Raw genomic sequence first — 10,956 nt, forward strand, 5'->3', positions numbered from 1 at the left:
GAGCAGCACGGCGGCCCGGGCCTCTGTCAGGGCCTGGCGGACGCCCGGATTGGGCTCGCGGGCCAGCGCCGCGTCGAGGGCCGGCAGCGCCGCTGCGTCCCGGGCCTTGAACACCGCGTCGGCGGCGGCGCGGCGCCTGGCCGGATCGGGGCTCGCGAGGTCGAGCTGACCGCGGGCAGCCTCGATCGCCCGGCGGACCCGGTTGTTGGCGCGTACGGCCTTGAGGTCGGGGCTGTCGGCGGCCGGGGCGCCGGTCCGGGCGTCGACCACCGTGCCGCCCTGCCGGATGAGCAGGGCCTTGTCGCCGGGGCGCACGAGCAGCCGGCCGTCCGACAGGGCCGCGAGGATCGCGTCGGCGCGCGGGTCGCCGCTCGCCGCAAGGCCGGAGACGCCGGCCTCGATCTCGGCATAGCCGTCGCCGGCGAGCTGGCCATAGGGATCGGGCGCCTGGGCCTGCGCGGGGGCTGCCAGCAGCAGGAGGAGGAGGGTGAGGAGACGGAGCATCGAGACTTTCGGTGGGCCTGGGAAGCGGGACGGCGGCGACGTAGACGCACCTGGGACCCGTGACGTCCGGCCGTGGTCTGCATGGATTGGTTCCCGAGGMGCGGCGGTCCCCCTCTCCCGTGCGGGAGAGGGTTGAGGTGAGGGATGCGCCCTATCCGGAAGGACTTGGTCCCTCACCCTGTCCCTCTCCCGCACGGGAGAGGGGACCTGCGCCCAACCTCGATTCGGCGTTGCCGAACCGGACTGTAGGTCCGGCAACGCATTGCTGCGGCGCGATCAGCACTCAGGCGCCGCCGCAGGTCTTGGTCTTGGTGTTGTAGTTGCCGCACTTGAGCTTGACCCAGTCGGCCTCGAGGTCCTTCGAACCCTCGAGCTGCTTCGACCACGCCTCGCCGGGGATCAGTCCCTCGGTCTTCCACACCACGTCGAACTGGCCGTTCGCCTCGATCTCGCCGATGAAGACCGGCTTGGTGATGTGGTGATTCGGCAGCATCGTGGCGGTGCCGCCGGTGAGGTTCTTCTGCTCGATACCCGGCAGGGCGTCGATCACCTTGTCGGGGGCGGTGGTGCCGGCCTTCTCCACCGCCTTCACCCACATGTTGAAGCCGATATAGTGGGCTTCCATCGGGTCGTTGGTCACGGCCTTGGGGTTCTTCTTGAACGCCTGCCACTTCTTGATGAACGCTTCGTTCTCCGGTGTCTTGATCGACTCGAAGTAGTTCCAGGCGGCGAGGTGACCGACCAGCGGCTTGGCGTCGATGCCGGCGAGTTCCTCCTCGCCCACCGAGAAGGCGACCACCGGGATGTCGGTGGCCTTGATGCCCTGGTTGCCGAGTTCCTTGTAGAACGGCACGTTGGCGTCGCCGTTGATGGTCGAGACCACGGCGGTCTTCTTCCCGGCCGAGCCGAACGCCTTGATCTTCGACACCTCGGTCTGCCAGTCCGAGAAGCCGAACGGCGTGTAGTTGATCAAAATATCCYCGTCCTTGACGCCCTTCGCCTTCAGGTAGGCTTCGAGGATCTTGTTGGTGGTGCGCGGATAGACGTAGTCGGTACCCTCCAGGACCCAGCGCTTGGCGCCGCCGCCATCCTCGGACATCAGGTAGTCCACCGCCGGGATCGCCTGCTGGTTCGGGGCGGCGCCGGTGTAGAACACGTTGCGCTCGCTCTCCTCGCCCTCGTACTGGACGGGGTAGAACAGGATGTTGTCGAGTTCCTTGAACACCGGCAGCACCGACTTGCGCGACACGCTGGTCCAGCAGCCGAATACGGCCGCAACCTTGTCCTTGCTGATGAGTTCCCGGGCCTTCTCGGCGAAGAGCGGCCAGTTCGAGGCCGGGTCGACCACCACCGGCTCCAGCTTCTTGCCGAGGACGCCACCCTTGGCGTTCTGCTCGGCGATCAGCATCAGCATCGCGTCCTTGAGGGTGGTCTCCGAGATCGCCATCGTGCCCGACAGCGAGTGCAGGATGCCGACCTTGATGGTCTCCTGCGCCCGGGCGGCGCCCGCCCCCGCGGCGCTCATCGCGAGTCCCGCGGCCAGCGCGGCGGCCGAGGCCCAAGTTCCAAATGCCTTCATGGCGATCCCCTGCGTCGTCTCCCTCGAGACGGACCGGGGCGTTGCAAGACATGTGCCAATTATTTAGGCAGGCACGGCCGGGCGGCTATTCCGTGATCGGGCCAGCGCACAGAAGGGCGGCGTTTCGCCCGCCATGCCGGCAGTCTCCCGCGGCGGAGCGGCCAACCGGACGGCATCCGGGCCGGAAATGCGCCACCACGTTGATCGTGCCCGGTTCGGTGCCACTTACGTCAGCCCGCGGCGGGAGCGGCGGGGTGAGAGGGCGCCGCCGCCCGGACGGGCGGCGTCCCTCCGCGGGGAAGGTCCCCGAGCGGCAGGGTGTTGCATGGCAGAGCGCTACTATTTCCGCCTGAGCAGCGACGACGAGACGATCGAGGACGAGACCGGGGTCGTGGCGGAATCGATCGCCCACGCGCAGGCCGAGGCGCTGACGCTGATCGCCGAGTTCCGGCGCAGCGGCGAACTGCCGGACGCCGCGTCAGGCTGGCGCATGGAGATCCATGACGGGAGCGGCACCGTCCTGCGCACGCTTCAACTCGCCTGACGCGCCGGCCGCGCGGGCGATCCTGCGGAGCATCCGCCTGATATGCGCACGGAGAGGAGCCGTGTCGGGGGTATCCCGAGGAGCCTGGATTGCGGCTGCAGGCACGGGCATCGCCTCCTTCGCGTCGCTCATCACCGTTTGCGGCCGTTCGCGCTTTGGATTCAGGGGATCGTAGCGGTTGCCCGGTTCCGCCGAACCCCTCATTCGGGCGTTGACGCGCGCCGGCGGCGCATGTTTTCGCGGGCCGGCCCGACGGAATGCGTGGCCGTGCGGTGATTTGGTGACCTCGGGGAGTAAAGATACGCTGATGCGCGTTTACGCTGACGCGGCTCCGCATCCGGGGCGATACGTCCGGGAGATCCGTTGAACCCCTTCCTTCGCAAGCTGGCGCTGCGCGCATACTTGGACGATGCCGATGCGGCCGCGCTGGACGCTGCGACCCGAGATGTAGTCCGGGTCGAGGCGGGTCGCGACCTGGTCTCAGAGGGCGAGCGGCCTGAGGCCGCCTACGTGATCCTGGACGGATTCGCCTGCCGCTACAAGCTCCTGCCCGACGGGGGGCGCTCGATCCTGGCCTATCTCGTTCCGGGCGACGGCTGCGACCTGCACGCCTCCCTGCTCGACCGGGCGATCCACTCCGTGGCGACGCTGACGCCCTGCTCCGTCGCCTCCATACCCTACCGGACGATCAAGGAACTCGCCGCCGTCCGACCCAACATCTACCGCGCCCTGTGGTGGTCTGTCCTGGTCGACGAGGCGGTCCTCCAGGAGTGGCTGGTCGGGGTCGGCCGCCGGTCCGCCGACAAGCAGGTCGCCCACATCATCTGCGAGCTCCTCGCCCGCCTGAACGCCGTCGGCCTCGGCATGGAGCCCGGCTACCGCCTCCCGCTGGCGCAGTCGGACCTCGCCGACACGGCGGGCCTCTCGAACGTCCACCTGTCGCGGGTCCTCTCGGATCTGCGCAGGGCCGGGCTGATCGAGAGCGCGCGCAAGAGCGTGCGCGTGCCGAATCTCGGGCGCCTGCAGGACTTTTCCGGGTTTACGCCCGACTACCTGCTTCTGCCCGGCCCTAACCCGGCCATGGAGACGCTCGGCGCCCTCCCCCAGATGACCGGGCAGGTGCGCGGGGCGTCGGGATCGTAAGCCCGCCCGCCCGGGCTGCCGTCCCCGGGCTCGGCCTCCAGGCCCGCCGCCACCCGTCGCCTGGTGGGGATCGGGCCCTGCGGAATCGCCAGGGTCCCGTGCTCCGCCACGTTGCTGGCCAGGACCGGCAAGGCTAGCACGGGCAAGGCCAGAGCCGTTCCCGATCGGGTCGGGACGGGGTCGATCGCCGAGCCCGCCGAACGAGGCGCGGGGCCCCTCTCCCGCATGGGAGAGGGGGCATGTGCCGGCTGTCTCGACCGGCGACGCCCGTGTTCCAGACCGTTGCGACTTGATCGGGAACGGCCCTGGTGCCGGGACCGGGATGCCCCTGGGCCGGAGACGCACCCGCGGACCGTCGCGCCTCGCCCGTGCGTCCGCGCGCGATGGACCTGACGGCTCGTCCGTGATCGGGGGGCAGGCCGCCCTCGTGTCGCGCGTCCCGTGGCGCAGGCTGTCTCGGGCAGGCCCGGCGCGTGGAGCCGGCGGCATCGTCGGTTTCCAGGGCTGCGAGGCGTTCCGCCGGATCGCTGCACGCCGCCGCGCCGGGCCACTCCGGCTGTCGTTCGCCCAGGCTCTATCGCCCGAAGGGTGGGGTGCAATGGGCGGGGGCCGAGGGGGATGGTCAGGCAATCCGCGCGACGGCGCGGCCGGTCTCCGCCGTCAGGTGCAGGTAGGCGGCGTCGAAATGCGCGAGTCGGGCGAGCGCCGCCGGATCGTGGATCGTCAGGCGCCGGCTGCGCAGCGTGATCAGCCCCATGCCGCGGAGCTCCTGGAGGGTCCGATTGATGTGTACGCTGGTCTGCCCCATCGCGTCGCCGAGATCGTTCTGCGTCAGCGGCATCGCACAGGTGTTGGCGTCCGTGAGCCCGATCGCCGCCAGCCGTGCGTGCACCTCACAGAATAGGTGGGCGAGGCGCTCGATCCCGGTGCGGCTGCCGAGGCTGACCGTCCATTCGCGCTGGATCGCCGCGGTGGCCAGGGACTCGCGATGGAAGGCCAGGTCGAGCCGCCGGTTGCCGGCGACCAGGCCCTGCATCGCGGCGCCGGAGATCAGGCCGAGGAGGACCGGCGTGATCGCACCGATCGCATGATCCATCTCGTCGAGGAGAAAGACGTGCGGATCGCACGGGTCGCCCGGCAGCAGGAGCGAGACGATCTGGCGGCGCCCGTTGGCGAACTGCCGGTAGCGGCAGGCCCAGCCGTCGAGGATCACGTTCACGGCGCGCGGATCGTCGCCTTCGTGAATGATGTCGGTGCGCGCGGCGACCATGCGGCCCAGGCCGATGCCGTGCGCCAAGCATATCCGGTCGTCTTCCGTCAGCCGGACGTAGCAATTTAGCTTGTGCGCGAGCGGGTTTGGCATGGCAGCTTCTCCACGACGGCGTGGAAGGTCAGCCTACATTTCATCGCACATCATGAATACTTATATGGATTAGTTTCTTCGGGCGCAAGGCTTCGCCCGGCCCTGATCCGAGCGCAGGGATCCCGCCAGGCCGGCGCGGTCTGGGGGCGCCCTCATCCCTGCGGCCCCGGGGCGGCGTCTGGGCCTCCGGATCTCCGCGGTGCCGTGCGCCCGCGCCGGCCTGACCGACGGACGTCGCGGCCGGCGTCAGGCGTCCCGGTCGGCCCGGCGCAGGGACCAGAGCAGGACGCCGTTCCCGTCGACCAGCCACAGGGCGTTCACCGCCTCGTCCTCGATCGAGAGGGAGCGGCTGTTGGCGAGGCGCACCGCCTCCTTCGCATCGGTGGCCGTGAGTACCTCGTCGACGCGGGGCGCGCCGATCTCGCCGTCCTCACCCCGAACCGCTCCACGCAGGCGATAATTCGGCATCCGTCGACCCCTGCCCTGCCCGGCCGGCATCCTGCCGGGCCGCTGCCGCATGAGCCCCAGATAGGAGCCGGCACGGCGTGTCGAGGGGGGGGATGGGGTGCTAAGGCCGTGACCCGTTCGCAAGGATCTGCTGCGGTTCCGCGAGAAACAATGTCCGCAGCGCCGCGGCCGAGGCCGGGAGCGGCAGATCGAGGGCCTGCCGGGCGCCGGCGATCCGGGCGGCGCAATCCGTCGACCGGGCGGCGGCCGAGGCGGGGGCGTCCGCCCCGTCCCGCTGCCCCGCTTGCGCCCCGGCGAGGAGCGGTGCGAGTCCGTGCGACGCGGGCCGTTCGGCCCGCAGCCGCGCATCCAGCGCCACGAGGTCCCCGGCCGCGAGGATGCCGCAGGCGGTCGCGTCCCGCCCGCCGGCATCGTGCAGCATCGTCAGCATCATGCGCCCCAGGGCTTGGACGCTCGCATCGTCGGCGGCCCGGAAGCGCCGCCGCAGGTAGGTGTCGGCCATCCGCCTCAGGCCCGCGGCGGTCTCCGCCTCCGGCCGGCCGGAGGCGTAGCCGTCCCGGTACCACCGGACGATGGGATCGAGCGCCGCCGCCTCGGCCTGCCGCAGGATCGGCAGGGTCTGCAGGAGCACGGCGCGGGCTCCGGCCTCGCTCGGGTCCGCGTCCAGGGTGGAATCCGGGAAACGGTCCGGACCGACGGTCTCGGTGACGATGCCGGCCGCGCGCAGATCCCGCGCATCCGGGATCCAGATCCCGGCCGGAGGCACCGCCAGAGCCTGCGCCACGAAGGCCGCCGGAAGGCCCGCGGCCCGGTAGGCCGCCCGCTCCGGCGCGGAATCAACCGGGCGCATCCGGCCGTGGGCGCCGATCTCGTAGGGGGCGTGGAAGCCGAGCCGGCCGCCGGTCGCGAGATAGCGCGTCCGGCCGTGGACGAAGATCAGCGTGCAGGCCGACGCGCAGGCATCGGGGACGTAGGTGGCCAGTCCCCGCGCCACCACGAGCGCCCCGATCGCCGCGCCCTCCTCCACCAGCCCGCCGTCGCTGGTGAGGTGGATGCGCGTGATCTGCGGATGCGCGGCGAGGAGGTCGGCGACCCGCGCGGCCACGCCCTCGGTGAGGTCCCCCGCGAGGCGCAGGTCCCCGCCGCCAGGCCCGACCGTGAGCCGGGCCGGGACGTCCGGGCCGTCCGCCGCCGGGATCCGGCCATGGCCCTTCGGCAGCCGTGCGGCGGCGGACGGGCCGGCGGCCCCGAGCGCCAGGGCGAGGGCGCAGGCAGCCGTCCCCGTCCGGCGCCTCCACCCGCGGGGAAAGATCGGCATGGCAGGTTTCCGTCGTCGATGATCGGAGAGGGCGGCGCGGCCGGCCGCGGCGCGCCTACTGGAGGTAGGCGACGAACATCTCGGACACGGTCCGCGACGCGTAGGCCTCAGGGCTCTCGCCCCATCGGATCGGGAAGGCCTCGGTCACCCGCCGGCCGCCGAGGATTCGGGCCACCTCGTCGGGCATCAGGCCGTCGTCGAGGGCGCTCGCGAGGGCGGCGCGTTCGTGCGTGGGATGGGAGCGGACGCTCCCGGACAGGGTCCGGCCGAGGGCCAGGGCCGGCTCGGTACTCAGGTCAGGACGGGTGTTCGGGGTCGTGTCATAGGTCAGCATCGGTCGTCGCCTTTCGTGTCTGATGTCGTACGCTCTCCTTCTGTCGGATGCGGCAACACGGCAGACACGGCGCAGTCATCCGGGCGGTCAATCGGGTGTCGGCGGTCACGGCAAATCTCCATCCGGCCCTGCATCGACTGCGCGTCGACCCCTTCAATCTAGGGGCCGAGCCTGAGAATGTGCTGCCAAATTGACGAGGACTTGCAGCGCAGGTCGTTCGCCGACTGCGCGTCCCGGAGCAGAAGCACGGCTCCGGGGGAAGGATTCGGCGTCGCGGCCGCGTCTGGCCGCGCGCCCGTCGACCGGGTGCAGGGCTTGCCAAACGCGGAACGATGCGTAAATATCGTTTTGTAACAAATACTTAGCGAAAATGATGCTCCGCTTTCGACCGGGCGCGGTCGAAACCTTCTCCGCCGGGCCGGGGCATCCGGAAAAGATTTCTCGCCAGCGGCGCCGGCTCCGGATCGGGCCGCCGCGACCGGCCGATCGAAGGGGGACCGACACCATGGCCTCAGCGACGATGATGCAGGGTGACGAGGTCGTGTTCGCGCGGCTCGACCTCGCCGAGATCCTGGGGATCTGGCGGCATGCCCGTGGGCGGGTGGTGGGCATCGATCGCGCGGGCGATGCGCCGGCCACCGTCGACGTGAAGTTCCAGGGGCACGACACCCTGGAGCGCTACCTGCCCGACCTGTTCCGCCCCGCCGCGTGATCGGCGGCGACCGATGCATCACTCTGCCGTCCCCGCCGCGGATGCCACGATGGCCGTGGTCCAGCCGCCCCTGCGCATCACGAGCCGCGGCACGGCGGAGGCCGAGGTCTGGGCGGCCCTGCGCGCCGAGGCGGCGGCGGCCCTGATCGAGGAGCCGCTCTACGCGGGCATCATCCAGGCGACGATCCTCGATCAGCGCTCCCTCGCGCAGGCCTTCGCCTACCGCCTCGCCCACCGGCTCGGGGACGGAGACCTCGCCCGGCTGTCGATGCGGGACCTGTGCCTCTCGGCCTTCGAGGCGGACCCGCAGGCCGGCGTCCATGCGGTGCGCGACCTCGTGGCCATCCGCGAGCGCGACCCGACCTGCCGCCGCTACCTCGACCCCTTCCTGTTCTACAAGGGGCTGGCGGCCCTCGAAGCCTACCGGGTCGGCCACTGGCTCTGGCACCAGGGCCGCGCGACCCTGGCGCTGCACGTCCAGAGCCGGATCTCCGAGGTGTTCGGCTGCGACATCCATCCGGCGGCCCGGATCGGCTCCGGGGTGTTCATCGACCACGCCACCGGCGTGGTGATCGGCGAGACCGCGGTGATCGCCGACGACGTCTCGATCCTCCAGTCGGTGACGCTCGGCGGCAACGGTAAGGAGAGCGGCGACCGGCATCCCAAGATTGAGCGCGGGGTGCTGCTCAGCGTCGGTGCCAAGGTTCTGGGCAACATCCGGGTCGGCGCCGGCGCCAAGGTCGCGGCCGCCGCGGTGGTGCTGCAGGACGTGCCGCCGCACACCACCGTGGCGGGCGTGCCCGCCCGGGTCGTCTCGCGCCTGCCCGTGGACGAGGAACCGGCGCTCAGCATGGACCAGTCCTTCGGCTACGGGGATGGGATCTGAGCCGCGCGGAAAATTATTCCTGGCAACAAAGTCGCCCGGACGCCGCCGCTTCCGCCGATCGCGGAAAATAAAATTCTCTGATCTGCCGGTCTGGTAATGACGATGTCCCATGCGTTGTGCATGCCACGGGACTCGTTTCCAAGAATGAGCCGGAAATGGGTAGATTGTTTCGTTGACCCTTGGCCGAATCAGACTTTATCCAGTCTCTGACGGAGCGCGGATGTGATCCGTCCGGATGACCTGTGTGCGATCTCCGTCTGATCGCGAGACAATACAGAATTTGACTTGGGATCGGCGCGGCATATCGGGCCGTGGTCGTCGTCAAGTCTTGATCGGACCACCCTGCGTTTGTCCCGCGCGCGGCGGGGCGAACCGTCGCCGCGCGGATCGGTGCGGCGCGCCTGCAACCTTGGATGGAGTGAGGACGAACGATGAGCGGACCGGGTCTGAGCGTGAGCGCCAAGGCGGCACGCAATCTTGCGACGGCGACCGTCACCTCGGTCCAGAACGCGGCCAACACGCCGCGCTGGCTGCTCCGGCTCCTGCCCTTCGTCGACGTGGCGGGCGGGGTCTACCGGGTCAACCGCCGCGCCGTCGTGCTGGCACGCCCCGGCCGGATCGACCTCGCCGCCGAGGACAAGGGGGACGGCGAGGGCCGGGTGATCCGTCCCGCCTCCCTCCGCGCCGTGCCGCTGTTCAGCCGGCTCGGCGATGCCGAACTCGCGGCGCTGGCGGCCAAGTTCACCGAGAGCCGGCACAAGGCCGGCGCGGTGATCCACGAGGAGGGCTCCGCGGGCCGCAGCCTCACGGTGGTGGCCGACGGCACCGTCGAGCTGACCCTGTCGGGTCCCTACAAGGGCCGCCTGCGCCAGGGCCTGGCCACGAAGGGCGACTATTTCGGCGATGCCGGTCTCGCCGGCGGGAGCGCCCCCGCCCCGGCCGTGAAGGCCCTGTCGGCGGTGACCCTCCTGACCCTCGACGCCGCCGCGGTGGAGAGCGAGGAGATCCGCGCCAAGATCGTCCAGCATCGCGAGGAGCGCGACCGCCTCAAGGGCCACACCAACTCGTACGGCGAGCAGGGCATCGAGCTGCTGGCGGTCCATACCGGCGAGCCGCGCCTGCCGACGACCTTCGTGGATTACGAGGTCGATCCGCGCGAGTACCACCTCTCGACTATTCAGACGATCCTCAACACCCACACCCGGGTGACCGACCTCTACTCCAACGAGATCGACCAGCTCCGCGAGCAGATCCGCCTCACGGTCGATGCCGTGAAGGAGCGAGAGGAGTGGGAGTTGCTGAACAATTCGCAGTTCGGCCTGCTCCACGAGGTCGGCCCGCGCCAGCGCATCCCCACCCGCGGCGGCCCGCCCACCCCGGACGACCTCGACGAGCTGCTGACCCTGGTCTGGAAGAAGCCGGCCTTCTTCGTGGCCCATCCCCGCGCCATCGCGGCCTTCGGCCGGGAGGCGACCCGGCGCGGCGTGCCGCCGGTCGTCGTCCACCTGTTCGGCGCGCCGTTCATCACGTGGCGCGGCGTGCCGCTGGTGCCGAGCGACAAGCTGCCGATCGACATCGACCCGGTGACCGGCGCAGAGACCACCTCGATCCTGCTGCTGCGGGTCGGCGAGGGCGAGCAGGGCGTGGTCGGCCTGCAGAAGTCCGGCGTGACCGGCGAGATCGAGCCCGGCCTGTCGGTGCGGTACATGAGCACCAACGACCACTCGATCGCCTCGCACCTCGTGACCCGCTACTTCTCGGCCGCCGTGCTGGTCGAGGACGCGATCGCCCGCCTCGATAACGTGCTGCTGGGCAACTACCATGACTACGCCTGAGGCACCCGCCCTCGGGCTGCCCGGGGCGAGCCCGGGCGACTTGGTTCACGGCGATGTGGCGCACGCGGATCTCGTCGGGCGCCTTGCCCGGGAGATCTACGGCCAGGGGCAGGCCGCGAGCCAGCCTTTCGCCCCGGCCATCCCCGCAGGCCCCCAGGTCCCGCAGGCCCTCGAGGGCCTGCCCCGGGGTCCGGGCGGCGCCCCGTTGCCCAGCGTCCCGGCGGGCATCCCCTCGGCGCCGACCAGCGGCCAGCCCGCCGGCCTGCAGCC

The 10,956-nt window shown here is 70.8% G+C and carries 10 protein-coding genes and 2 pseudogenes; 6 read left to right on the forward strand and 6 right to left on the reverse strand.

Translation table 11 applies throughout. The features are described 5' to 3' along the window. Together AC1DXK_RS28100 and urtA are read right to left on the reverse strand one after the other, a co-directional pair. Positions 1–504: pseudogene (locus tag AC1DXK_RS28100) on the reverse strand (urea ABC transporter permease subunit UrtB); the annotation flags it as partial. 283 nt (positions 505–787) lie between these two features. Beyond that, positions 788–2,083 carry an urea ABC transporter substrate-binding protein gene (urtA, locus tag AC1DXK_RS28105; protein WP_477299531.1) on the reverse strand — a complete coding sequence of 432 codons (1,296 nt, stop codon included), beginning with the start codon at positions 2,081–2,083 and terminating at the stop codon, positions 788–790. Positions 2,084–2,408: 325 nt separating this feature from the next. Here urtA and AC1DXK_RS28110 point away from each other — a divergent pair, with 325 nt between their 5' ends. Together AC1DXK_RS28110 and AC1DXK_RS28115 are read left to right on the forward strand one after the other, a co-directional pair. Then, positions 2,409–2,627, forward strand: coding sequence for a DUF6894 family protein (locus tag AC1DXK_RS28110; protein WP_457106775.1), 219 nt, complete (start codon positions 2,409–2,411; stop codon positions 2,625–2,627). 363 nt (positions 2,628–2,990) lie between these two features. After that, positions 2,991–3,770: a Crp/Fnr family transcriptional regulator gene (locus tag AC1DXK_RS28115; protein ID WP_457106774.1), complete on the forward strand. Its 780-nt coding sequence runs from the start codon at positions 2,991–2,993 to the stop codon at positions 3,768–3,770. 622 nt (positions 3,771–4,392) lie between these two features. Here AC1DXK_RS28115 and AC1DXK_RS28120 read toward each other — a convergent pair. From AC1DXK_RS28120 to AC1DXK_RS28135, 4 genes are all read right to left on the reverse strand, one after another. Further along, complete coding sequence (locus AC1DXK_RS28120; protein WP_457106773.1) at positions 4,393–5,133, reverse strand: Crp/Fnr family transcriptional regulator; 741 nt, start codon at positions 5,131–5,133, stop codon at positions 4,393–4,395. A 246-nt stretch (positions 5,134–5,379) separates the two neighbouring features. Then, entirely contained in the window at positions 5,380–5,601 is a 222-nt protein-coding gene (locus AC1DXK_RS28125; protein ID WP_457106772.1) for a hypothetical protein, read from the reverse strand. 100 nt (positions 5,602–5,701) lie between these two features. After that, positions 5,702–6,919 (reverse strand): COG3904 family protein, encoded by a 1,218-nt coding sequence (locus AC1DXK_RS28130; RefSeq protein ID WP_477299532.1) that lies wholly within the window; start codon positions 6,917–6,919, stop codon positions 5,702–5,704. Positions 6,920–6,974: 55 nt separating this feature from the next. Then, positions 6,975–7,253: a hypothetical protein gene (locus AC1DXK_RS28135; RefSeq protein ID WP_457106770.1), complete on the reverse strand. Its 279-nt coding sequence runs from the start codon at positions 7,251–7,253 to the stop codon at positions 6,975–6,977. 505 nt (positions 7,254–7,758) lie between these two features. Between AC1DXK_RS28135 and AC1DXK_RS28140 the strand changes: the two genes are divergently transcribed. From AC1DXK_RS28140 to AC1DXK_RS28155, 4 genes and pseudogenes are all read left to right on the forward strand, one after another. Then, positions 7,759–7,965 carry a hypothetical protein gene (locus AC1DXK_RS28140; RefSeq protein WP_477299533.1) on the forward strand — a complete coding sequence of 69 codons (207 nt, stop codon included), beginning with the start codon at positions 7,759–7,761 and terminating at the stop codon, positions 7,963–7,965. Between the two features lie 13 nt (positions 7,966–7,978). Then, on the forward strand, positions 7,979–8,851 hold the full coding sequence (cysE, locus tag AC1DXK_RS28145) for a serine O-acetyltransferase (RefSeq protein ID WP_457106768.1): 873 nt from the start codon (positions 7,979–7,981) through the stop codon (positions 8,849–8,851). Between the two features lie 431 nt (positions 8,852–9,282). Further along, positions 9,283–10,686, forward strand: coding sequence for a family 2B encapsulin nanocompartment shell protein (locus tag AC1DXK_RS28150; RefSeq protein WP_457106767.1), 1,404 nt, complete (start codon positions 9,283–9,285; stop codon positions 10,684–10,686). Then, positions 10,673–10,956 (forward strand): annotated as a pseudogene (locus tag AC1DXK_RS28155) (family 2A encapsulin nanocompartment cargo protein cysteine desulfurase); the annotation flags it as partial. The gene AC1DXK_RS28150 and the pseudogene AC1DXK_RS28155, both read left to right, overlap by 14 nt.

Source organism: Methylobacterium sp. P3_A11, from assembly GCF_056403155.1.

Coding starts and splice junctions, on each gene's coding strand:
- AC1DXK_RS28110 (WP_457106775.1), top strand. CDS start 2,409: ATGGCAGAGCGCTACTATTTCCGCCTGAGCAGCGACGACGAGACGATC.
- AC1DXK_RS28120 (WP_457106773.1), bottom strand. CDS start 5,133: ATGCCAAACCCGCTCGCGCACAAGCTAAATTGCTACGTCCGGCTGACG.
- AC1DXK_RS28125 (WP_457106772.1), bottom strand. CDS start 5,601: ATGCCGAATTATCGCCTGCGTGGAGCGGTTCGGGGTGAGGACGGCGAG.
- AC1DXK_RS28130 (WP_477299532.1), bottom strand. CDS start 6,919: ATGCCGATCTTTCCCCGCGGGTGGAGGCGCCGGACGGGGACGGCTGCC.
- AC1DXK_RS28135 (WP_457106770.1), bottom strand. CDS start 7,253: ATGCTGACCTATGACACGACCCCGAACACCCGTCCTGACCTGAGTACC.
- AC1DXK_RS28140 (WP_477299533.1), top strand. CDS start 7,759: ATGGCCTCAGCGACGATGATGCAGGGTGACGAGGTCGTGTTCGCGCGG.
- cysE (WP_457106768.1), top strand. CDS start 7,979: ATGCATCACTCTGCCGTCCCCGCCGCGGATGCCACGATGGCCGTGGTC.
- AC1DXK_RS28150 (WP_457106767.1), top strand. CDS start 9,283: ATGAGCGGACCGGGTCTGAGCGTGAGCGCCAAGGCGGCACGCAATCTT.